This window comes from Rhizobium sp. UGM030330-04 (assembly GCF_003208455.1).
Classification (GTDB): Bacteria; Pseudomonadota; Alphaproteobacteria; order Rhizobiales; family Rhizobiaceae; genus Agrobacterium; species Agrobacterium rhizogenes_A.
Genome location: NZ_QKML01000001.1, coordinates 384,326 through 406,795, shown reverse-complemented (window position 1 = coordinate 406,795; position 22,470 = coordinate 384,326). Strand labels below are relative to the sequence as shown.

Below are 22,470 nucleotides of genomic sequence, written 5' to 3'. Positions count from 1 at the left end.
CCGGGATATTTATTCGTGCTTTTCATTCCCCTGCCATTCGTCGTGGCGCTTCTGCTGGTCGTCATGTTCATCGTCTTTTTCCGAAGCGGAGACGATGTGCGCACGAACCGCGCCTTTCTGGCCCTGATCGCGCTTTGCGCCGTCCAATCGGTTCTTGTCGGCCTGCGCTGGGGGTATGGCGTCAATGCCGTACGTTATGTCCTGCCGGTCCTTGCCGCCTGCCTGCCGCCGCTTGTCTATATCGCCTTTCGCGGCTTGATGAGGGTCGGGGCAGACAGCAGAAGAGCGATGCTGGCAAGTCTTGTGTTCTTGCCTTTGTTGATCGTTGTTCTGGAACTCGCCTTGCCGGTAGTGATCGACCTTGCCCTGATCCTCATCTTCGTTAGCCATGCCGCCGCACTGCTTCTTCTGGGAGGAAAAGGGCCGGATGGGCTGGACGAGGCGCAGTTCGCCAGCGTCACTTCTGCGCACAGGGCGCTGATCATCGCCGCCATGGCGCTTTGCGTTTCGGCGCTCTTTGATCTTCTCGTGTTCCTCGACTTCGAATGGGCGCATGGAGAAAACGTCGCCGTACTGGTCAGCAATGCCAATCTTTTCGGGCTGTTGCTGATCGGTCTGATGGCAGCCATGGCTGGAAAAAGCAAAGCGCCGCAAACGGCTGCAGAGCCGGCTGAGGAATTGCCGCCTCCCTCTGAACCATCGGAACAGGACCGGGACATCGTCGCAAGCCTCGACCAGCTGATGACAACACAGGCGCTTTACCGTGATGAGAACCTCAACCTGACCCGGCTGGCCAGACGTCTCGGCCTGCCCAGCCGGCAGATATCCGGCGCGATCAATCGTTCCCTCGGCATCAATGTCTCGCAATATGTCAACCAGCTCCGCATCCGCGAGGCCTGCCGGCTGCTGGAGGAGACGGAGCAATCGGTAACCGCGATCATGTTCTCCTCGGGTTTCCAGACCAAGTCCAACTTCAACCGGGAGTTTCGCCGCGTCACCGGCATGAGCCCGGTCGACTGGCGTGAACGGCAGGTGTGGAAGCTGGTCTCGCCAAACAAAACGGCCACCCGGCAGATGCCGGATGACCGTCTGAGGATGGTCGGAAAGTGAGGAAAAATCAGAGCGTGCCGTTGCGCTGCTGGATCATCATGTAGGTGTCATAGGTATATTCGGCGATCTGTGCCCAGAGATAGGCATCCTTCTTGAAGGCCTGCTGGCTCTCGTAGATCTTCTTGAAGTTCTCGTTCTTGGCCGAAATTTCCGCATAGGTGTCCTGTGCCGCCTTGTGGCAGACATCAAGGATTTCCTGGCTGAAGGGGCGCAGGATGGCGCCCTGCGCCACCAGTTCCTTCAGGGCCTTCGGGTTGCGCGCATCGTAGCGCTCCAGCATGCTGGCGCTGCCAGCGGCGCAGGCGTCTTTCAGGATGCGCTTGTAGTTTTCCGGCAGCTCATTGAACTTCTGCAGGTTCACGAAGGCATGCACGGCCGGGCCGCCTTCCCACCATGCCGGATAGTAATAGTATTTTGCGACCTTGTAGAAGCCGAGTTTCTGGTCGTCATAGGGGCCGACAAACTCGGTCGCGTCGATCGTGCCCTTTTCCAGCGCGGCATAGACATCGCCGCCGGCGATCTGCTGCGGGGTAACGCCAACCTTCTGCATCACCTGGCCGGTGAGGCCGGCAATGCGCATCTTTAGGCCCTTCAGGTCGTCGATGGTGTTGATTTCCTTGCGGAACCAGCCGCCCATCTGGGCGCCTGTGTTGCCGAGCAGGATCGAGTAGATATTGTGCTGGGCAAGGAACTCGTTGAGCAGCTCATTGCCGCCGGCCTGGTTGAACCAGGCATTCGTCTGGCGCGCGTTGAGGCCGAAGGGAACCGAGGTTCCAAGCGCGAAGGTCGGGTCCTTGCCGACGTAATAATAGGCGCAGGTATGCGCCATTTCGACGGTTCCGGCCGTCACCGCATCCGCCGCCTGCAGCGCCGGCACGATTTCACCGCCGGCGAAATGCTGGATGACGAAGTTGCCGCCGGAAGCTTCCTTGACGTGATCGGCGACCATCTGGCCAGCACCGAAAAGAATGTCGAGGCCTTTGGTGAAGGACGACGTCATGCGCCAGGTGATCTTGGGGTTTTCCTGCGCAATGGCCGGAGCGGCCAGCGCGGTTGCGGTAACACCGGCGCCAAGAGCGCCCGCCTTGCGGATAAATGATCTGCGATCCATGTCGATAAGCCCTGATACGTCTGCATATTACAGGCGAACCGCACGGTACGCCTCCCAAAGGCTACTAAACATTTATCCTCGCGGCCATCAAGGGGGAATGTTCGAAACTTGCGCGCTCTTTGGCGACACCTGTCGATTGCTGCCTTGCCGCGCCTTTTTGTGCTTCCGTATACGGCGTTACGATGTGCCGCGTCTTAATGCCGGATCGTCCATTGCAGGATTATAAAACAGCGAAAGTGTCAGGCTTCTGGCGATGCGTTCCGCCGTTTCCATGAACCAGTCATGGGCCTCCCTGCTCGGCGCGATGTCATCGAGCGTTGCCGAAAACAGCGCGAGCCATTGCGGGAAAAGTTCGGCCGACATGCCTTTTACGCCAAGATGCGCCTGCACCGGCTTGCCGCCATAGGCGCCATTCTTGAAGGCGACGGCTGACCAGAACTGTTTCATCTTGGCCATGTGTTCCGGCCAGCGCCCGGCCAGCCGCGCATCGAAGACCGGCCCGAGCGCCGGGTGGTTCAGAACGCGGCCGTAAAATGTCTCCACCAGCAGATCGATGAAACCGGCATCGACGCCGATCTCAGCCATGGCTCGTTCAGCCCTGTGCTGGATGTCTGCATTATGGGCGGCCTTTGCCGCGATTGGGTCCTGCATCGTGCTTCCTTTTCTTTGAATTTACGCCGTCTGGTGGTCCTCCGCAATGCGACGCTTTGACGTATTAGAATCATTCTAAAAGGCTTGATTGTGACGCCGTGCCGCTGTATTTAGAATTATTCTAAAAAGGTTTCAGCCATGTTCCGCAGTCTTTTTTCCCTTTCCAAACGCCCCTTCTCCTCGCTCGGCGAGCAGGAAATACTGGCACTCGCCATTTCTTCCGAGGAAGATGATTCCCGTATTTACCGCTCCTATGCCGATCATCTGCGGGCGCAATATCCGCAATCGGCAAAGGTTTTTGATGATATGGCCGAAGTCGAGCAGCAGCATCGAAATGTGCTGATCGACATGCATCGCCGCCGTTTCGGAGAAACCATTCCGCTGATCCGTCGCGAACATGTGCGCGGATTTTACGAGCGCACACCGGACTGGCTGGTGAAGAACCTGTCGCTGGAGAAAATTCGCGCTCAGGCGGAATTGATGGAAAGTCAGGCGATCCGGTTTTACGATGAAGCCGTCAAGCGAACCACCGATGCCTCGACACGCAAGCTGCTGGGCGATCTGGCCGAGGCGGAGCGGGGGCACGAAGACATTGCCCAACGGCTGGAAGAAAAACACCTCGATGAGGACGGCAAGTCCGAAGAGGCGGAAACGGCCAGGCGGCAATTTCTTCTGACCTATGTGCAGCCGGGCCTTGCGGGGTTGATGGACGGCTCCGTCTCGACGCTTGCGCCGATCTTCGCCGCTGCTTTCGCCACGCAGGATACCTGGCAAACCTTCCTGATCGGCCTCTCAGCCTCCGTGGGCGCGGGCATTTCGATGGGCTTTACCGAGGCCGCCCATGACGATGGCAAGCTTTCGGGCCGTGGTTCCCCGGTAAAAAGGGGTTTTGCCTCGGGTATCATGACGGCCATAGGCGGCCTGGGCCACGCGCTGCCCTATCTCATTCCGCATTTCTGGACGGCGACGGCGATTGCCGCCATCGTCGTTTTCGTGGAACTCTGGGCCATCGCCTTCATTCAGAACCGCTTCATGGAAACGCCGTTCCTGCGGGCGGTGTTTCAGGTTGTGCTTGGCGGTTCGCTGGTGCTGGCAGCCGGCATCATCATCGGCAATGGCTAGTAAATGAAAAAGCCCGCAGCAGACGCTGCGGGCTTTTTTCTTTGGAGCTATATCCCATCGATCAGCGCAATGCACCGACCAGAACGTCACGACCATCTTCGATGGAAACCCAGCGGCCGGTATTAAAGGACGCCTGCCGTTTCAGATAGGTATAGTTGGTGTCGGTCCAGAGCTTCACGTCGTCGGTAAGGTTGTCGAGAATATAGTCACCGTCGGTGGTGCGGAGCGTCAGCACGGCATGACCCTCGCCATCCGGCTTGCGCACGACGGTAATGAGCAGGTCAGCCACGGAAAAACCGCGCTCGATCAGCTTCTTGCGCTTCAGCAGCACGAAGTCTTCGCAATCGCCGGCGGTCGTCGGATATTCCCAGACTTCGTCCTTGCCGTAGATTTCCTGATCGGTCATCGCCACGATGGTGGTGTTGACGGAGGTGTTGATCTCGCGAACGACGCTCCAGCCATAATCCGTCACGCGCGGCGGCGGTGTCGTCTTGCTGCGGATGTTGCATTCATCCGCATATTTCTGACAGAACTCGTAATGGCCGATCGGCTGGGAGGTAATCCCGCCCGTCACCATGGAAGGGCTTCCCTTGGTTTCCGCCATGGCGGAGGCAGCAGTCATTAGCCCGGCGGCAACTGCAGACAGCAGCGCACGCGCCAGCGGTACGTTCATCATGAAACCCGTCCCTTAATTCTTAACGAAAAGTTAAGAGGGTTGGGGGGTAGGAGTCAATCATTAGCAACCGGTGGCGCGCAAGACTCGTTGAATATGGTTAAGAGCGTTGCGGAAATACCTATATTGCAAGGGTTTTGACGGCCGCAAGCATCCTGTCGATATCCTGGGGCCGGGAGAGCCGGTGGTCACCGTCGCGGATCAGCGTCAGCACCACGTCGTCGGCGGGAAGATGTTCGACGAGTTTCAGGGCGTGCTGATATGGAACATCGGGATCGCGCATGCCCTGCAGAATGTGAACGGGGCAGCCGGTGGTGATGATGCCCTGCAAAACGCGGTTCTGCCTGCCGTCTTCCATCAATGCGCGGGTGAAGATGTTGGGTTCGGGACTGTATTCCGAGTGTTCCTCGAAATAGCCCTTTTCCAGCAGGGACGTCTTTTCTGCGTCCGTCAGGCTGGGCTCTATCAGTTCCGCGGTGAAGTCCGGCGCGGGCGCAATCAGGACGAGGCCGGCGACGGAGGGTGCGCTGTCGCCTTTCCGCAACTCTTCGGCCATGCGCAGCGCGATCCATCCGCCCATGGACGAGCCGATGAGAACGACACGGGATGACGACTTTGCGCGCACCACGGCGATAGCCTCTTCCAGCCATCTCGAGATCGTGCCCCTTTTGAAATCACCGCCGGAAGCGCCGTGCCCTGAATAATCGAGCCGCAGGCAGGCAAGACCGTTTTCCGCCGCAAAACGATCGAGTTCGACCGCCTTGGTTCCCGTCATGTCGGAACGGTAACCGCCCAGCCACACCAGCATGGGTGCGTCGGGCTGTGATGTTGCGTGGCGATGGATAAAGGCGATGTCGCGGGCGTCGTCGCCCACCCCTATCTGCAGGAATTCAGCGGCTTGTTCGGTCATGTATATGCAATTCTCCTGATTTTCGTGCGATATCGGCGGCGTATTTGCAAAAACCGTGGCGACAGGTGATCTTTTCGGGCAGATATGCTATTGACTTCGCCACGGCAATAACGACATTTCCGCCGCTTGTACCAAACAAGCTGTTTTTTTGCTGACGTGATCCAGAAACAGATCAGGAGAATACGACCATTCGCAGACCTTTCAAAGCCGATGCCCCCGTCAAGGAGGGGCCGCGCTCCAACCGGGAAATTCGGGTTCCCAGAGTTCAGCTTATTGATGAAGAGGGCCAGAACCTCGGTAGCATGCCGACGGATCAGGCTTTGAAAATGGCGGAAGAGGCCGGTCTCGATCTCGTCGAGATTTCGCCGAACGCTGAACCGCCGGTATGCAAGATCCTCGATCTCGGCAAGCTTAAGTACTCGACCCAGAAAAAGGCCGCTGAAGCGCGCAAGAAACAGAAGATCGTCGAGGTCAAAGAAATCAAGATGCGCCCCAACATCGACACGCATGACTATGACGTGAAGATGAAGGCTATGGGTCGTTTCTTTGATGATGGCGACAAGGTGAAGGTAACGCTGAAGTTCCGCGGCCGCGAAATGGCCCACCAGGAACTCGGCATGAAGCTTCTCCTCCAGGTGAAGGAAGACACCCAGGCGATTGCCAAGGTGGAAGCCGAGCCGAAGCTGGAAGGCCGTCAGATGATGATGGTTCTCGCCCCGAAATAATTTGCGCCGGCCTCTGCGGTCGCATGAATCACCATCGCAAGGGGAAGTTTGCTTTCCCCGTTGCGCTTTTAGCCGACTGCGGTTATAAGCGCGCGTCCGAACGGTCCGGCAGGGCATGCCGAGGCCGTTCCTGAATAGCTTGAAATAGGCCTCGTCTGCCTGTTTCGATACAAAAACGGAGTAGCAAAATGCCCAAGATGAAGACGAAGTCCGCTGCAAAGAAGCGGTTCAAGATCACCGCAACCGGCAAGGTTGTTGCAGCCGCCGCCGGCAAGCGCCACGGCATGATCAAGCGTACCAACAAGTTCATTCGCGACGCGCGCGGAACCATGGTTCTCGCCGAAGCTGACGGCAAGAAAGTCGTCAAGAACTACCTGCCGAACGGTCTCTGAGACTTTTCCGCACTTTTGGACACTTTAAGGAGATCATGACATGGCACGCGTAAAACGTGGCGTAACTTCCCGCGCCAAGCACACCAAGACACTCAAGGCAGCCAAGGGCTTCTACGGCCGCCGCAAGAACACCATCCGCGCAGCAAAGGCTGCCGTGGATCGTTCCAAGCAGTACGCTTACCGCGACCGCAAGGTCAACAAGCGCAACTTCCGCGCTCTGTGGATCCAGCGTATCAACGCTGCTGTTCGCGAATTCGGCCTGACCTATGGCCGCTTCATCGACGGCCTGAACAAGGCTGGCATCGAAGTCGACCGCAAGGTTCTGTCCGACATGGCTATCCATGAGCCGGCAGCATTCGGCGCGCTCGTCGAAGCAGCGAAGAAGGCGCTTGAGTACCTCAAGGATGCTGGTACGGCCAACGAGTTTGAAACCGCTGTAAAGTAATTACGGCGCGGACAATCTGTTGTTCATTTGAAACCCGCGCCGGTTCTCCGGCGCGGGTTTTCGTTTTTTTGAAATTCACGGCAGTTTCGGCAAAGATGGTAACGCTTTTGCCCAGAGGTTGCCAAAAGGGTGGAGCATCCGGCTTTTGGTCGGCAGGCGCCATTGGGGGGCAAAAATGCTGGTTGCCGCAAGCGAGGCGGAAAAGGCGAAGGGTTTCCACGTCCATCTCGAAGATGGCGATATCGCAGCCTTGATGCGGGCTTTGCTTAAAAGCGAGCGCCGTGTGCAGAAACTCGAGCTTTCCGCCGCCACCGTCTGGATCAAGCGCCAGGGTACGGAAACGCTGTCCTGGTGGATAAAGCTGCAGGCCCTTCTCGCAAAGCTGCTTCCTTATACCTTCATGCGCCCATCGCCGCCGCTTGATGGCGCGGGCCTGATGCGCCGGGAACTCGAAACGCTGGAGGCCTTCAGGGCTCGCGGGTTCCCCGTTCCGCCCATCATTTATTCCTCGCTGACGGCCGTTGTCCTGGGGGATGTCGGCCCCACCATCATGGAGCGCATGGACGCGATAAAGGCCGCAAAACCGGCGGAACACGACGCCCTGCTCGTGAAATCGGCGGAGGCGCTTGGCGAATTGCATGCGGCAGGTCTCTGCCACGGCCGTCCGCATGTGCGCGACTTCTTTCTCGAAGACGGTCGTGTCGGTTTCATGGATTTCGAGGAGCGTCCTCAGGAGGTCATGCCGCTGGAAACGGCGCAGGCCCGCGATATATGGCTGCTGTTTCTGCAGGTCGCGACACGCGCCTGCGATGCGCCGAAAACCTGTGATGCCGCCTTTTCCCGCTGGCGTGAAAACGCCCCGCCCCGGGCGCTGGAAGAATTGTGTCGCCTGACCGGCATTCTCGGGCGATTTTTACCGCTTGCCCGGTTGATCGGGCGCGTGCGGATGGGTAGTGATCTGCGACGCTTTATCATGGCGACCGACTATCTGATGAATGCTGTGAACCCCGAAGCCGCTGTTAAAAAGACCGGCAAGGCAGGAAAAGATGACTGAACTTGATACCTTGAAATCGCAATTGATGTCGGAGATCGCCGCTGCTGCCGATGAGCCGGCCATCGAAGCCGTGCGCGTTTCCGCGCTGGGCAAGAAGGGCTCGGTTTCGGAGCTTCTGAAGACGCTTGGAAGCATGACGCCGGAAGAGCGCCAGACCCGGGGGGCTGCCATCAACCAGCTCAAGACTGAGATCACCGATCTTATCGGCGAACGCAAGAACGCGCTGAAGGACGCCGCCATCGCCGCCCGCCTGAAGGCGGAAACGGTGGATGTCAGCCTGCCGGTTCGCCAGTCCCCGGCCGAGCGCGGCCGCATTCATCCCATCAGCCAGATCGTCGATGAAATCACCGCCATCTTCGCGGATATGGGTTTCTCGATCGCCGAAGGTCCTGACATCGAGACCGATTATTACAACTTCACGGCGCTGAATTTCCCTGAAGGCCATCCGGCCCGCGAAATGCACGACACCTTTTTCTTCCAGCCGGATGAAAACGGTGAGCGCAAGGTGCTGCGCACGCACACCTCGCCGGTGCAGATCCGCACCATGGAAAGCCAGAAGCCGCCGATCCGCATCGTCATTCCCGGCAAGACCTACCGTCAGGATTCCGACGCCACCCATTCGCCGATGTTCCATCAGGTCGAAGGCCTTGTCATCGACAAGAAGGCGCATGTCGGCAATCTGCGCTGGGTGCTGGAAGAGTTCTGCAAGACCTTCTTCGAGGTCGACAGCGTCGTCATGCGCTTCCGCCCGTCCTTCTTCCCCTTCACGGAGCCGAGCTTCGAGGTGGATATCCAGTGCGACCGTTCCGGCCCGATCGTCAAGTTCGGCGAAGGTAACGACTGGATGGAAATTCTCGGCTGCGGCATGGTGCACCCGAACGTGCTGCGCGCCGGTGGGCTGGACCCGGACGAATATCAGGGCTTTGCCTGGGGCATGGGCCTCGACCGCATCGCCATGCTGAAATACGGCATGCCTGATCTGCGCGATTTCTTCAACGCCGATGTCCGCTGGATGAACCATTACGGCTTCCGCCCGCTCGACATGCCGACGCTGTTCGGCGGTTTGAGCGTTTAATCCGGTTAGCCAAGGAGCAAAGACATGAAATTCACTCTTTCCTGGCTGAAAGAGCATCTGGATACCGATGCGACGCTGGATGAGATTTGCGAGCGGCTGACGGCTATCGGCCTCGAGGTCGAAGAAGTTGACGACAAGGCGGCTTATAAGCCTTTCGTCATCGCCAAGGTGGTTTCCGCTGAAAAACATCCTGAGGCCGACCGCCTCAAGGTGCTGATGGTCGATGCCGGTGACGGCAAGCCGGTGCAGATCGTCTGCGGTGCGCCGAATGCACGCGCCGGCCTTGTCGGTGCGCTGGCTCGTCCCGGCGTGTATGTCCCGGGTATCGATGTCACCCTTGCTGTCGGCAAAATTCGCGGCGTCGAAAGCCACGGCATGATGTGCTCCGAAAAGGAGCTCAACATTTCCGACGATCATGACGGTATCATCGATCTGCCGCAGGATGCCCCTGTCGGCACGTCCTTTGCCGCCTATGCCGGCCTAGACGATCCGGTCATCGAGATCAACCTGACGCCGAACCGCCCTGACTGCACCTCGATCTACGGCATTGCCCGTGACCTTGCGGCTTCCGGTCTCGGCAAGCTGAAGACAAGGCCTGCGCCGTCCTTCAAGGTGGAAGGCGCAACGCCCGTTGATGTGAAGCTGGAACTGGACGATGCGGCGCTTTGCCCCGGCTTTTCGCTGCGCATCGTGCGCGGCGTGAAGAACGGCCCGAGCCCGAAATGGATGCAGCAGCGCCTGATGGCAATCGGCCTGCGCCCCATCAACGCGCTTGTCGACATCACCAACTACATGACCTTCGATCAGGGCCGGCCGATGCACGTCTTCGACGCCGCCAAGGTCAAGGGCGATCTTACGGTTCGTCGTGCGAAAGAGGGAGAAACCATCCTCGCACTCGACCAGCGGGAATATAAGCTCGGCCCGAACAATGTCGTCATCGCCGACGGGAAAGGCCTCGAGTCCATCGGCGGCGTCATGGGCGGCGAACATTCCGGCTGCGATGACAATACCGTCGACGTGCTGATCGAATCCGCTCTCTGGGATCCGATCAACATCGCCAAGACCGGCCGTTCGCTCGGCATCATCACCGATGCGCGTTATCGTTTCGAGCGCGGCGTTGATCCGGAATACATGGTTCCGGGTCTGGAGCGCACCACCGAACTGGTTCTGGAACTCTGCGGCGGCGTCGCTGGCGAAGCCCGGGTTGTCGGTTACAAGGGCCATCAGCCCAAGATCGTGGATTTCCCGCTCGCGGAAGTGAAACGCCTGACGGGTCTGGAGGTTTCGGCGGAAGAGAGCCTCACCATTCTCAAGGGCCTCGGTTTCGGTGTCGAGGGAACGGGCGAGCGCGTATCCGTTACCGTCCCGTCCTGGCGTTCTGATGTCGACGGCAAGGCTGATCTGGTGGAAGAAGTCATGCGCATTCACGGCGTCGACAATATCAAGCCGGAACCGCTGGAAAACTTCGGTGCCGTCAATGGCCGTATCCTGACCACATTGCAGATCCGCACGCGTACCGCGCGCCGTGCCCTGGCAAGCCGTGGCATGCTGGAGGCCGTCACGTGGTCCTTCATCCCGGAAGCGCAGGCGAAGCTCTTCGGTGGCGGTTCGCCGGCCCTGAAGCTCGCCAACCCGATTGCGGCCGATATGTCGGACATGCGGCCCTCGTTGCTGCCCGGCCTTCTCACCGCCGCCCAGCGCAATGCCGACAAGGGGCATAGTGACGTCGCGATTTTCGAGGTTTCCGGCACCTATGAGGGCGATACGCCTGAGAAGCAGCGCCGTGTTGCCGGCGGTGTCCGCCGTGGCACGGCCTCGCTCGCAGGCAGCGGCCGCATGTGGTCCAATGCTTTGAAGGGCGGCGGCAAGCCGGTGGATGTCTATGACGCCAAGGCTGATGCGCTCTCGGTGCTGGAAGCCTGCGGCCTGCCCATGGCCAATGTGCAGATCGAAGCCGGTGCGCCTTCCTGGTATCACCCCGGCCGTTCTGGCACGATCAAGATGGGCCCGAAGGTCGTGCTCGGTTATTTCGGTGAATTCCATCCGAAGACCCTGTCCGAACTGGATGTTTCCGGCGCCTATTGCGGTTTCGAGATTTATCTCGATGCCATGCAGGAGCCGAAGAAGAAGGCGACCCGTACCAAGCCCGCACTTGAGCTTTCGCCTTTCCAGGCCGTCAAGCGCGACTTCGCCTTCGTGGTCGACAAGTCTGTCGAGGCGGGTGCCATCATCAAGGCCGCGACGAGCGCCGACCGCAAGCTGATCACCAGCGTCAATGTCTTCGATATCTTCGAGGGTGCGTCGCTCGGCGAAAACCGCAAGTCGGTCGCCATCGAAGTGCAGATCCAGCCGGTCGACAAGACCTTGACGGATGAGGATTTCGAGGCGCTGACGGCCAAGATCGTTGGCAATGTCGAGAAGTCGACAGGCGGCGTTCTGCGCGCCTGAAAACCGACGACGGAATGAAAAAGCCGCGGCGGTTGCCGCGGCTTTTTTTGTTTTTAGCGGTTGGCCATCTGGGACATGCGCGCGGGATAGCGTTCCCCCGCAACCTTTGCCGGCGAGAGGAGGGCGCCAAGGCTCGCAACTTCCTCCGCCGTCAGCGAAACATCCGCTGCAGCGACGTTTTTCTCCAGATTGGCGATTTTTGTGGTGCCGGGGATAGGAACGATGAAGTCGCCCTGTGCCAGCACCCAGGCGAGCGCCAGTTGCCCGGCGGTAACGCCCTTTTCAGCCGCCATGTCTTCCAGAAGCTGGATAAGCGCCAGATTGGCGTCGAAGTTTTCGCTTTGGAAGCGCGGCAGGCCGCGACGGAAATCATCGGCGGCGAGGCCATCGAGTGACTTCAGCGCGCCCGTCAGAGCCCCGCGTCCAAGCGGGCTGAAGGGGACAAAACCAATGCCGAGCTCACGGCAGGTTTCCAGCACGCCGTTTTCCTCCACATCGCGGGTCCACAACGAATATTCGCTCTGAATGGCCGTAATCGGATGGGTGGCGTGGGCCTTGCGAAGCGTTTCGGCGCTGGCTTCGGAAAGGCCGAGATGTTTCACCTTGCCTTGCTTCACCAACTCCGCCATGGCCCCGACCGTCTCTTCGATCGGCACATCGGGATCGACGCGATGCTGGTAAAACAAGTCGATGGCATCGATGCCAAGACGTTTGAGCGAGGCTTCGGCGACGGCACGCACATTTTCCGGCCGGCTGTCGGTGCCCACCATCATCTGGCCTGCGGGTTTGCTGGTGTCGATCCTGAAACCGAACTTGGTGGCGATGACCACCTTGTCGCGGTAGGGCTTCAAACCCTTGCCGACGAGAATCTCGTTATTGTAAGGCCCATAAACCTCTGCCGTATCGAAAAAGGTGACGCCGAGTTCGACGGCGCGATGCAGCGTCGCTATTGCGCTGCTTTCATCGCCGGTCGGGCTATAGGCATGGGTCATCCCCATGCAGCCGAGACCAAGCGCCGAAACGGATAGGTTGTTTCCAAGGGTTCTTTGTTTCATCTGTTCGTCCTTCCATAAGGAACCGCCCGTCATCAGGGCGTGATCAGAAAATAGCGTCTCATGGCGATAAAAATAATCGCTGCAAATCTACTTGGGTTGTTCTATCATTTAGAACAATGAACCGTGTGCAACTCTCCCAGCTGGCCGTCCTCGCCGCCGTTGCCGAAGGCCGCAGCTTCCGCAAGGCTGCGGCTGAACTCGCCATTGCGCCCTCGGCCGTCAGCCATGCCGTCTCGTCACTGGAGGCAAGCCTTGGCCTGCGTCTGCTTCATCGTACCACCCGCAGCGTTTCGCCGACAGAGGAGGGGAGGCGGCTTCTCGAAACACTGGGTCCGGCGCTTGCAGATATCGATGCGGTCATTGAGGCGCTTGCCGAACATGGCGGGAGACCGGCCGGCCCCCTGCGCATCACCCTGCCGAGACTGGCCGCCGAGGATCTCATCGTGCCGCGTTTGGGTGAGTTCCTGCGGCTCTATCCCGACATTTCCCTCGAAATCTCAACCGACGACCGTTTTGAAGATATTGTCGCAAAGGGTTTCGATGCCGGGCTGCGGCTCGGGGAGCACCTCGACGCGGATATGATTGCGGTGAAGGCCAGCGGCGCATGGCGCGGCGCAATTGTTGGTTCTCCGTCCTATTTTGCGGAAAATCCACCGCCACGCGATCCCAGGGATCTCATCCGGCATCGCTGTATTCGCCGCCGTTTCGCCAGTGGTCTTATCTATCGCTGGGAACTGGAGAAGAACGGCAAGCCGCTGGTGGTCGATGTGCAGGGACCTTTGATCCTGTCGGACCAGAGCCTCATTCGCCGGGCGGCGATAGACGGGGCAGGGCTCGCCTTCGTCTTCGAGCAGCGCGTCGAGGACGATATCAGGGAGGGCAGGCTCATCCGCGTGCTGGAGGACTGGTGCGCACCCTTTGACGGCTTTTATATCTATTATCCCTCCCGCCGGCAGATGCGTCCGGCGCTGAGGGCTTTTGTGGATTTTTTCCGCTTCCGGGGCTGATCAGAACTTGATGCGATAGCGAATATGGCCGTCGCTTTTCACGTAGCTGTCGTAAAGTTTCTGGGCGCGGTGGTTGTCTTCGCCCGTGTGCCAGTATAGCCGCGACCAGCCCTTTTCCTTGCAGATGGTGATAAGATCGTCCATCAGCGCCCGGCCCGTTCCCTTGCCGCGGATTTCTCCATCGACGAACAAATCCTCCAGATAGCAATCCGGCGTCTTCACCCAGGTGGAATCGTGGAAGTGGTGGATGGCGAAACCCGCCATCCTGTCACCCAGCACGGCCACACGCATCGAAACACGGGATGTGGGATCAAGGATGCGCGCCCAGGTATGGTCGGTGACGTCATTGGCAAGCTCAACCTCATAAAAAGCGAGGTAATCGTTCCAGAGTCGCAGCCATTCCGCCCGGTCAGCCGGCTCAGCGTCACGAATTGCAAGTTCCATCTTATGCGCCCGCCTTGTCGAGAAGGGTCATCATTTCATCGGTCAGTTTCAACTCGACGGCGCGTTTGAAGCTTTCAAGCTGCGAAAGGCTGGTGGCGCTGGCAATCGGCGCGGTTATCGCCTTTTTCCGCAACAGCCAGGCGAGCGCGATATCGGCGAGCTTGGCCCCCGTCTCTACCGCCACGGCATCCATCGCGCCCAGAACGGCAAGGCCACGCGTGTTGACATATTCGCCGACGCGATAGCTGCGGGCAACGCCTTCCGTATCGGCCTTGGCACGGTATTTCCCGGTTAGGAAACCGGCGGCGAGGCTGTAGTAGTTGATGACGCCAATCTCTTCCTTCACACAGAGATCAGCAAGCGGACCTTCGAAATCCGCACGGTTGTAGAGATTATATTCCGGCTGTAGCACATCGTAACGCGGAAGACTGTTTTTTGCAGCCGTATCCAGCGCGTCTTGAAGCTGGCTGGCCGAATAGTTGGAGCAGCCAATGGCGCGGATTTTTCCCTGTTCCTTCAGTTTTGCAAAGGCGGCAAGCGTCTCCTCCAGCGGCACCTCTGCATCCGGCTTGTGGGCGAGGTAGAGGTCGATATAGTCGGTCTGCAGCCGCTTCAGCGAGGCTTCGACAGCCTCTGCGATCCACTTGGCGCTGAGGCCGGTCTTCTGGCCGCGATTGTCAAAACCGACCTTGGTGACGATCACCGCATCCTCGCGCTTGATGCTCGATTGCTTCAGCCATTTGCCGATAATGGCTTCGGATTCGCCGCCCTCATGCCCGTCCACCCAGGCGGAATAGACATCCGCCGTGTCGATGGCGTTGAACCCGGCATCGAAAAATGCATCGAGCAGGGCAAAGGAAGTCTTCTCATCCGCTGTCCAGCCGAACACGTTGCCGCCAAAGACGATCGGGGCGATGGAGAGGCCGGTGCGGCCGAGGCTTCGTTTTTCCACGGGAATGCTCCTGTTGCTGACTTTGTGGCAAGGTTAGCAACTGCTCATCCGCATAACCATTCAATTCCTTTGATGGCACTCATCAGGCAACAGACGGAAGCCGGAGAGATCAGCTCCGATAGCCGCGATAGTGGCTGGGCGGAAGGTGATTATGCTGTTGCCACACGCGCCGCAAATGCCGGGCAGAGGCAAACCCCGCCCGTTCCGCGATCGTCTCCATATCGAGACGGCTATTGGCGAGAATATCACGGGCCAAATTGACCCGCATCAGATTGACGTAGTCTATGACGCTGATGCCGGTATGTTCGCGAAACAGGCGCGACAGATGCCTTTCGCTGAGGGCTGCAATATCGGCCAGGCCTTCAAGTGACCAGTCCTGCGCTGGCTCTGCCATCACCCGGTCCTGCACGCGGTGAATGGCGGGGTGCATGTGGTTACGGCCTGTCAGCCAGGGCGAAATTTGCGGATCGCTGCCGTTGCGCCTCAGATAGACAACCATGGTTTTTGCAATACGCGCTGCAACGGCCGGGGATGTCAGCCGGGAAACCACATGCAGCATGAGATCGATGCCGGTGGAGATGCCCGCGCTTGAAAAGCGATTTCCATCCTCGACGAACAGTCGGTTTTCGGCCACCTGGGACAATGGCGCGATGCGTCGCAGCGCCTCGATGCAATCGGCATGCGTCGTGCAGCTTCGCCCGTCGAAAAGTCCGGCCTCTCCCGCCAGCAACGCGCCGGAGCAGATGGAAATGACGGTAGTATCGACACGCGCGACGCGGCCCAGCCATGCCGTCAATGCCTGCCGCTCGCGCCGCGTTTCCGGCTCGCTCTCGGAACGTGAAGTGCTGCCGGAGATCAAGAGAAACGCATTTTCCGGAAGCGCCCCGGGCAGAGCCTCCAGACCGCAAAGGTCAAGGCCGATCGAGGATTGTTGCCTGTCCCTTGCCGCAATGTAGCGGCAGTCGAAAAAAATGTCGCTTTGCTCGTCATTGGCATAACGGATCACCTGCAGGGGACCGGCAATATCGAGCAACAGCGCGTGCGGCGGCACAAGCGTATAAAACGGAATGATGCGTGTGCCGCCTTTATCCATCAGGCCGCTTCTTTCAAGGTTGCAAGCGCGTCGTTCACCGTGGCGATGCGCGCGAAGCGCCCCGCCAGCACCAGCTCGGTGCGTTTACGGATATCGTCGGCGCTGAACACCGTGCCGGAGGCATGTGTCATCGGAAAGGTCAGCGTCGCCTCGGTGACGTAATCGACGCTGTAGCCGAGATCGGAAGCGTGCCGGGTGGTCGTTTCGCAGCATTGTTCAGTGCGGATGCCGGAGACGATCAGCCGGTTGATACCTTTCTGCGTCAGCCAGATTTCAAGACCGGTGCCGGCAAAAGCCGAATGACGGTTCTTGTGGAAGGTCACGTCGGGTGCGATCTCCACACCCTCCAGCGCGCGGACATAGCCGCTGTCTTTCGAGAAGGCCTTGTCGCCATCGACATGGAAGATTTGAACAACGGGAATTCCCGCGGCCTTGGCGCCGTCGATCAATGCCTGCTGTTTCTCCAGATAGGCGGCTAGCCCGCTTTCCTCGAAATAAGGGGTATGCCGAAACGATTCCTGAACGTCGATGACGAGCAGCGCGGTGTGAGAAGAGGACATTTCTGGTTTCTCCATTGGGATTATGCATATCATAATTCCCCTTTGAGAGTGCAGATAAAAGCAACCGGACCGACAAAGGCAGGACAAATCCGGCCATCTTCTATTCAATACATGCCTGCGGCTTGCCAGACCGTGTGACAGTGGTAAGTTTCCGCTGGATGGCAGAGCGGGAGAACGGGAATGCTGCGCTTCGGAATAATCTCAACGGCGAAGATCGCTCAGGATCACGTCATTCCGGCAATACAGGATGCGCAAAACTGTGTGGTCAGCGCCATCGCCAGCCGCGATCACGCCAAAGCGCGTGCAGTGGCCGAGCGTTTTTCCGTGCCGCATGCCTTCGGTTCTTATGAGGAGATGCTGGCATCGGATGTGATCGATGCGGTCTATATCCCGCTTCCCACCTCCCAGCATGTGGAATGGACCATCAAGGCCGCAGATGCCGGCAAACATGTTCTGTGCGAAAAGCCGATTGCGCTGAAAGCGGAAGAGATCGATACGCTCATCGGCGCGCGCGACCGCAACGGCGTTGTTGTGTCCGAGGCCTTCATGGTCACCTATGCGCCGGTCTGGGCCAAGGTGAAGCAGTTGCTGGCATCGGGCGCCATCGGCACGCTGAAACATGTGCAGGGCGCTTTCAGCTATTTCAATCGCGATCCCGGTAACATGCGCAATATTCCCGAACTGGGCGGCGGCGCCCTGCCGGATATCGGCGTCTACCCAACCATTGTGACCCGTTTTGCCACCGGCGCGGAGCCGAAGCGCGTGCAGGCCACAGTTGAGCGCGACAGGGAATTCGGTACGGATATCTATTCCAGCGTCAGGGCTGATTTCGGCGATTTCGAACTGAGCTTTTATCTGTCGACCCAGCTTGCGGCCCGTCAGCTCATGGTCTTCCACGGCACGGATGGTTACATCGAGGTCAAATCCCCTTTCAACGCCAATCGCTGGGGTGCGGAAGAGATCGAGCTGACCAATCAGGCCCATAACCAGTCGCAAATCTTCCGGTTTCAGGATAGCCGTCAATACAAGCTGGAGGCGGAGGCTTTTGCCCGGGCGGCAAAGGGCGAGGGCGAAGTCGTCACGCTGGAAAGCTCGCGGAAGAACCAGCTTTTTATCGACGCTATCTATCGGGCAGCTGAAAAGGACGGTTGGGAAACGGTTTAATCCCGGTCCAACTGCTGTTTTTGCAGCCGTCGGTAGCCGTAAAGCGCCAGCAGCAATGCCGCGAATGCTGAAAAGGCGAGCGGGATAAGCGGCTGGACCAGCGGGTTGCGCCACTGCAGCAGCATAAACAGCCCGACGCCGACGATGCGGGCGGTGAGCGTCACGGCATTCATGAGAAAAACGCTCAATGTGGCGGGTGCACCGCTGTTGGAGCGGTTCAGCCGCCAGCTCGTCGCCACGCCTGCCACCGCACCGGGCAATCGGGTGGCCAGCGGATCGACACCGAGATAGAAAATGAGCAGGCAGGTGACGGTAAGGTCAGCGGCCAATCCGCAAATCTCGGTCAACGCGAAGTGCGGAAGTCTCAAGGTCGTGAGCTTTTAAAGCGTCGGCTGCGTGGAGCGTGGGCGTTGCAGCACGAGAAGGCCGATGACAACACCGACGACGCCGAAATTATAACCGGCAAGCGCCAAAAGCAGCGACATCAACGGCACGGCCGTGGAAGAAAGCGCCATTGCTACACCATAAGCGCCGATAATCATCATGCAGATGAAGATGATGCTGAAGACAGAACGCAACGCAACTGCGGTTACGCCAAGCACTGTGGCGGTAAGAAAAATCATGGATGCCGCCTCCTCTTTGGTTGCCGGGCCTAGGACAAGACCTAGCGTCTTCTTCCCTAACGAACCCTTGTTTTCCCCTCCAATCCCTATTTTCCCAACTCGTTAGTTGAGGATATGGTTTCATCGCCGTTAAAATCGGGCTGGCGGGCGCCGGCATTTCCGAATCGACGGCTTTTGGTTACAAACGGTCATGAGCGATATCTTCTCCCACGCCGCATTGAGCAATCTTGCCGAGTTCTCGGTGTCCGAACTGTCGGGTTCCATCAAGCGCACGGTGGAGACGGCTTTCGAGCAGGTGCGGGTGCGCGGCGAGATTTCCGGCTATCGCGGCCCGCATTCTTCCGGCCACGCTTATTTCTCACTGAAGGATGATCGCGCCCGCATCGATGCGGTGATCTGGAAGGGCACGTTTTCGCGGCTGAAGTTCCGCCCGGAGGAGGGCATGGAAGTGGTCGCCACCGGCAAGATCACTACCTTTCCCGGTTCCTCGAAATACCAGATCGTCATTGAAAGCCTGGAGCCTGCCGGTGCCGGTGCGTTGATGGCACTGTTGGAAGATCGCCGCCGGCGTCTGGCGGCGGAAGGGTTGTTTGATCCTGCCCGTAAACGCCGCCTGCCGTTCATGCCGCACGTCATCGGCGTTGTCACGTCGCCCACGGGTGCCGTCATTCGCGATATTCTTCACCGCATTTCGGATCGCTTTCCCGTCCATGTCGTTGTCTGGCCGGTCAAGGTGCAGGGCGAAGGTTCGGGCGAGGAAGTGGCGAACGCCATTCGCGGCTTTAACGCGCTTAAGCCCGGTGGCGAGATTGCGCGTCCCGATGTGCTGATCGTCGCGCGTGGCGGCGGCAGTCTGGAGGATCTCTGGAGCTTCAACGATGAAATCGTTGTACGTGCCGCAGCCGAGAGCGAAATCCCGCTGATTTCCGCCGTGGGACATGAGACCGATACGACATTGATCGACTATGCCGCCGATGTGCGTGCTCCGACACCGACGGGGGCCGCCGAAATTGCCGTGCCGGTGCGCGCCGAGCTGGAGGCTCAGCTTTCCGGCCTTGCTGCCCGTCTTTCCGGCTCGGTGTCACGGCAGATGGACAATCGCCGCCAGGGCTTGCGGGCGCTGGTGCGGGCGCTGCCGTCGCTCGACCAGCTTCTGGCCCTGCCGCGCCGCCGGTTCGACGAGGCTGCGGGCGGTCTCGGTCGGGGACTGGAATTGACCACGCTGAACAAGCGCCGCGCCTTCGAGCGCTCAGCCTCGGGCCTCAGGCCGGAAACCTTGCTGAACGGTCTCAAGCACCATAGGCAGCGGATCACCGAGCGCATGCACCGGGCCGAGACTTTGGTGGAGCGCCGTCTGTTGCAGGGCAAAGGCCGCGTGGATGCCTTCGATTCCGCACTGCGTTCGTTGCCCGCCCGCCTGCTTGGCCAGCTGGAGCGGCAGAAGGAACGGGTCGTCACAGCCGCACGCCGGGCCGATACCGCCGTCCTGCATCGCATGGCGCAGAACCGCTCGGGTCTTGCCGCTCATGATCGTATCCTGCAATCGCTCTCTTACAAGAACGTGCTGAAGCGCGGTTATGCCGTGATCCGTGATGAAGAGAACCGGCCGCTGACCCGTGCCGCGGCCATTGCTTCCGGCGCTGTCGTGTCTATGGAATTTGCCGACGGTCGCGTCTCCGCCATCACAACGGGAGAGGGAACGCCGTCGCCGGATGCCGCCGCCGCGCAAAAAAAGAAGCCGGCGAAACCGGCTTCTTCAGGCCCCGGCAATCAGGGCAGTCTGTTTTGATCAGATCGAATCCGCATCCGAAAAACGGCGGCTGACGGTGAAGGTCTTTTCGATATCCGGATGCAGCTCCATGCCGAGACCGGCGCCCGGCGGCACGGTGATCATGCCGTTTTTCACTTCCGGCAAGGCGGTGACGAGATCGCGATACCAGGTCTTGTAGAAGGCGCGCACGCTTTCCTGCACCAGCGCGTTCGGCGCATTGAGCGACAGATGCGTGGAGGCGCAGAGCACCACCGGCCCGGTGCAATCATGCGGCGCGACCGGCAGATGCCAAGCTTCCGCCATGGAAGCGATCTTGCGTGCTTCCGAAAGCCCGCCGCACCAGCTGATGTCAAGCATCACCACGCCGGCGGCACCGGTTTCCAGCAGGTCGCGGAAGGCCCAGCGGGAACCCAGCGTCTCCGATGCGGAAATCGGCGCGGGCGAAACGGCGGCATACCGCGTCAGGCTGGAAAGGCTGTCCATCTTGATCGGGTCTTCATGCCAGAAGGTCTGGTAGGGGGTGAGCGCCCTGGCGATCTGCATGGCGGGCAGAAGCTGCCACATGGAGTGAAACTCCACCATGATATCCATCTTGTCGCCCACCGCCTTGCGGATTTTTTCAAACGGCTCGAGCGCGCTTTTCAGGTCCGGCATCGAGATGTATTGCCCGCGCGTCTTTTCCGCCGCCGCATCAAACGGCCAGATCTTCATGGCGGTGATCCCGTCTTCCAGCAGCGAATGGGCAAGCTCGTCCGCCCGGTGCAGGAAGCCGTTCAGATCGTCATAGTTTTTACTGTCGGACAGGCCGTAATTCGCTGTCTGCTGGCCGGTCGCCTTCTTGATATATTCCGTGCCCGCGCAGGTATTGTAAGTGCGGATTTCCCTGCGGCTGAAACCGCCGAGAAGCTGGGCGATCGGCTGGTTGGTGGCCTTGCCGAAAATATCCCATAGCGCGATATCGAAGGCGGAATTGCCGCGCACTTCCGCACCCGACGAGCGGAAGCCGAGATAACCGACAAGGTCCTGAGCCAGAAGATCGATCTGCAACGGATCGCGGCCGATGACGCGGGGTGCGATATATTCATGCACATAGGTTTCAACCGTCTCCGCGCCGAAGAAGGTTTCGCCCAGCCCGGTAATACCCTCATCCGTGTGGACCAGAACCCAGAGCAGGTTTGCCCGTTCCGCCACGCGGACGGTCTCGAGTTTCGTGATTTTCATGAAGTTTCTCCTCCGGAGGCAGTCAGTCTTACGTCTGGGATCGTGTTGAAAAAATCAGGCGATGCCGGCCGCCAGAAGCGCATGCACGCTTTCATCGAAATGCCGTGCCATCAGCGTTGAGGCGGTTTGCGGGTCGCCTGCGGCAATGGCCTGTCCGATTGCGATGTGAAGCGTGACCGTGGCGCTGCGCTGTGCATCGGACGTGCGGCTTTTCCAGCCGATCGGCCATGTCTGGCGTGTTACATTCTGGAAGGCGCCGAGAATGAGCTCGAAAACCGCATTCTTGGAAGCTCTGGCGATGGCGAGATGAAACGCCAGATCATGTTCCATGACCTTGTCGTTGTCGCCGAAGTCCCGCTCCATGCTGTTGGCGTGGTCGAGAATGACGAGCGCCTCCGCATCCGTTCGCCTGAGCGCCGCGAGTGTCACGGTTCTGACCTCGATGGTGCGGCGTACGTCATAGATCTGCTGGATGTTGATCTGTTCGGTGTGGATGCCGTGCTCGAACATCAGCGACATCGCGCCATGATCCAGGGTCGCCACCGTGGCACGCTTGCCGGCGCTGACGTCGATCAGCCGCATGGCTGACAGCGACCGGAAAGCTTCGCGAACGACGGTGCGCGAAACGCCGAGTTGCTGCGACAGCGAAAGCTCGCTGGGCAGCTTCGCACCGGGTGCAAGCTCGTTTTCGCGAATATGGCGGGTGATCGCGCCGATCGTGCTGCTGACGAGGCCGGATTCATGCGAAATGGCGTTATACATTTTTCCTCCAACCTGTAGTACAGGTTTATGGAAAAGTGCTTACAGGATTTTTTGCGCCGAAACAAGCGCCATTTCGTGAGGCGATTGCGAGTTTGCCGGTTC

The 22,470-nt window shown here is 59.3% G+C and carries 24 protein-coding genes; 11 read left to right on the top strand and 13 right to left on the bottom strand.

Features of this window, described 5'->3' with window-relative positions; translation table 11 throughout:
- Nucleotides 1-15 precede the first annotated feature (15 nt).
- Nucleotides 16-1,110, top strand: a complete 1,095-nt coding sequence (locus tag N434_RS02030) for a helix-turn-helix domain-containing protein (protein WP_181423854.1) — start codon at nt 16-18, stop codon at nt 1,108-1,110.
- Between the two features lie 7 nt (nt 1,111-1,117).
- On the opposite strand, the gene N434_RS02025 is transcribed toward N434_RS02030, so the two are convergent.
- Together N434_RS02025 and N434_RS02020 are read right to left on the bottom strand one after the other, a co-directional pair.
- Nucleotides 1,118-2,221, bottom strand: a complete 1,104-nt coding sequence (locus N434_RS02025) for a TRAP transporter substrate-binding protein (RefSeq protein WP_065114627.1) — start codon at nt 2,219-2,221, stop codon at nt 1,118-1,120.
- Nucleotides 2,222-2,398: 177 nt separating this feature from the next.
- Nucleotides 2,399-2,872: a group III truncated hemoglobin gene (locus N434_RS02020; RefSeq protein WP_110755731.1), complete on the bottom strand. Its 474-nt coding sequence runs from the start codon at nt 2,870-2,872 to the stop codon at nt 2,399-2,401.
- A gap of 138 nt (nt 2,873-3,010) precedes the next feature.
- On the opposite strand from N434_RS02020, the gene mbfA reads away from it, so the two are divergent.
- A complete protein-coding gene (mbfA, locus tag N434_RS02015) occupies nt 3,011-3,994 on the top strand; it encodes an iron exporter MbfA (protein ID WP_065114629.1) in 984 nt (327 codons plus the stop codon).
- 61 nt (nt 3,995-4,055) lie between these two features.
- On the opposite strand, the gene N434_RS02010 is transcribed toward mbfA, so the two are convergent.
- Nucleotides 4,056-4,670, bottom strand: a complete 615-nt coding sequence (locus N434_RS02010; protein WP_065114630.1) for a transglutaminase-like cysteine peptidase — start codon at nt 4,668-4,670, stop codon at nt 4,056-4,058.
- A gap of 118 nt (nt 4,671-4,788) precedes the next feature.
- Nucleotides 4,789-5,577: an alpha/beta hydrolase gene (locus tag N434_RS02005; RefSeq protein WP_110755729.1), complete on the bottom strand. Its 789-nt coding sequence runs from the start codon at nt 5,575-5,577 to the stop codon at nt 4,789-4,791.
- Nucleotides 5,578-5,765: 188 nt separating this feature from the next.
- On the opposite strand from N434_RS02005, the gene infC reads away from it, so the two are divergent.
- The 6 genes from infC (at nt 5,766) to pheT (ending at nt 11,716) form a co-directional block, all read left to right on the top strand.
- A complete protein-coding gene (gene infC / locus N434_RS02000; RefSeq protein WP_077767695.1) occupies nt 5,766-6,302 on the top strand; it encodes a translation initiation factor IF-3 in 537 nt (178 codons plus the stop codon).
- A 188-nt stretch (nt 6,303-6,490) separates the two neighbouring features.
- Entirely contained in the window at nt 6,491-6,694 is a 204-nt protein-coding gene (gene rpmI / locus N434_RS01995) for a 50S ribosomal protein L35 (protein ID WP_003493355.1), read from the top strand.
- Nucleotides 6,695-6,734: 40 nt separating this feature from the next.
- Nucleotides 6,735-7,139 (top strand): 50S ribosomal protein L20, encoded by a 405-nt coding sequence (gene rplT / locus N434_RS01990; RefSeq protein WP_003493358.1) that lies wholly within the window; start codon nt 6,735-6,737, stop codon nt 7,137-7,139.
- A 175-nt stretch (nt 7,140-7,314) separates the two neighbouring features.
- The gene (locus N434_RS01985) at nt 7,315-8,193 is read left to right on the top strand and encodes a phosphotransferase (RefSeq protein WP_065114632.1); all 879 of its coding nucleotides are present in this window, start codon (nt 7,315-7,317) and stop codon (nt 8,191-8,193) included.
- A complete protein-coding gene (gene pheS / locus N434_RS01980) occupies nt 8,186-9,268 on the top strand; it encodes a phenylalanine--tRNA ligase subunit alpha (RefSeq protein WP_110755727.1) in 1,083 nt (360 codons plus the stop codon). Before N434_RS01985 ends, pheS begins: the two co-directional genes overlap by 8 nt.
- A gap of 24 nt (nt 9,269-9,292) precedes the next feature.
- Nucleotides 9,293-11,716 carry a phenylalanine--tRNA ligase subunit beta gene (gene pheT, locus N434_RS01975; RefSeq protein WP_110755725.1) on the top strand — a complete coding sequence of 808 codons (2,424 nt, stop codon included), beginning with the start codon at nt 9,293-9,295 and terminating at the stop codon, nt 11,714-11,716.
- 53 nt (nt 11,717-11,769) lie between these two features.
- On the opposite strand, the gene N434_RS01970 is transcribed toward pheT, so the two are convergent.
- Entirely contained in the window at nt 11,770-12,771 is a 1,002-nt protein-coding gene (locus N434_RS01970; protein ID WP_110755963.1) for an aldo/keto reductase, read from the bottom strand.
- A 116-nt stretch (nt 12,772-12,887) separates the two neighbouring features.
- On the opposite strand from N434_RS01970, the gene N434_RS01965 reads away from it, so the two are divergent.
- Entirely contained in the window at nt 12,888-13,778 is an 891-nt protein-coding gene (locus N434_RS01965) for a LysR family transcriptional regulator (protein ID WP_110755723.1), read from the top strand.
- On the opposite strand, the gene N434_RS01960 is transcribed toward N434_RS01965, so the two are convergent.
- The 4 genes from N434_RS01960 to N434_RS01945 all read right to left on the bottom strand — a co-directional run bounded on the left by N434_RS01960 (nt 13,779) and on the right by N434_RS01945 (nt 16,827).
- The gene (locus tag N434_RS01960; protein ID WP_110755721.1) at nt 13,779-14,222 is read right to left on the bottom strand and encodes a GNAT family N-acetyltransferase; all 444 of its coding nucleotides are present in this window, start codon (nt 14,220-14,222) and stop codon (nt 13,779-13,781) included.
- 1 nt (nt 14,223) lies between these two features.
- A complete protein-coding gene (locus N434_RS01955; RefSeq protein ID WP_110755718.1) occupies nt 14,224-15,174 on the bottom strand; it encodes an aldo/keto reductase in 951 nt (316 codons plus the stop codon).
- Between the two features lie 109 nt (nt 15,175-15,283).
- The gene (locus tag N434_RS01950; RefSeq protein WP_110755716.1) at nt 15,284-16,267 is read right to left on the bottom strand and encodes a GlxA family transcriptional regulator; all 984 of its coding nucleotides are present in this window, start codon (nt 16,265-16,267) and stop codon (nt 15,284-15,286) included.
- Nucleotides 16,267-16,827 (bottom strand): isochorismatase family protein, encoded by a 561-nt coding sequence (locus tag N434_RS01945; RefSeq protein WP_110755715.1) that lies wholly within the window; start codon nt 16,825-16,827, stop codon nt 16,267-16,269. Before N434_RS01945 ends, N434_RS01950 begins: the two co-directional genes overlap by 1 nt.
- 180 nt (nt 16,828-17,007) lie before the next feature.
- Here N434_RS01945 and N434_RS01940 point away from each other — a divergent pair, with 180 nt between their 5' ends.
- Nucleotides 17,008-17,991, top strand: coding sequence for a Gfo/Idh/MocA family protein (locus tag N434_RS01940; protein ID WP_110755713.1), 984 nt, complete (start codon nt 17,008-17,010; stop codon nt 17,989-17,991).
- On the opposite strand, the gene N434_RS01935 is transcribed toward N434_RS01940, so the two are convergent.
- Nucleotides 17,988-18,359, bottom strand: coding sequence for a hypothetical protein (locus N434_RS01935; RefSeq protein WP_110755711.1), 372 nt, complete (start codon nt 18,357-18,359; stop codon nt 17,988-17,990). The two genes, N434_RS01940 and N434_RS01935, sit on opposite strands and share 4 nt — an antisense overlap.
- Before the next feature lie 12 nt (nt 18,360-18,371).
- Nucleotides 18,372-18,614, bottom strand: coding sequence for a hypothetical protein (locus tag N434_RS01930; protein ID WP_080818188.1), 243 nt, complete (start codon nt 18,612-18,614; stop codon nt 18,372-18,374).
- A gap of 190 nt (nt 18,615-18,804) precedes the next feature.
- Between N434_RS01930 and xseA the strand changes: the two genes are divergently transcribed.
- Nucleotides 18,805-20,403: an exodeoxyribonuclease VII large subunit gene (gene xseA / locus N434_RS01925; protein WP_065114643.1), complete on the top strand. Its 1,599-nt coding sequence runs from the start codon at nt 18,805-18,807 to the stop codon at nt 20,401-20,403.
- On the opposite strand, the gene N434_RS01920 is transcribed toward xseA, so the two are convergent.
- Entirely contained in the window at nt 20,404-21,606 is a 1,203-nt protein-coding gene (locus tag N434_RS01920) for a mandelate racemase/muconate lactonizing enzyme family protein (RefSeq protein ID WP_110755709.1), read from the bottom strand.
- Between the two features lie 54 nt (nt 21,607-21,660).
- Nucleotides 21,661-22,368, bottom strand: a complete 708-nt coding sequence (locus tag N434_RS01915; protein WP_110755708.1) for a FadR/GntR family transcriptional regulator — start codon at nt 22,366-22,368, stop codon at nt 21,661-21,663.
- Nucleotides 22,369-22,470: the final 102 nt, after the last annotated feature.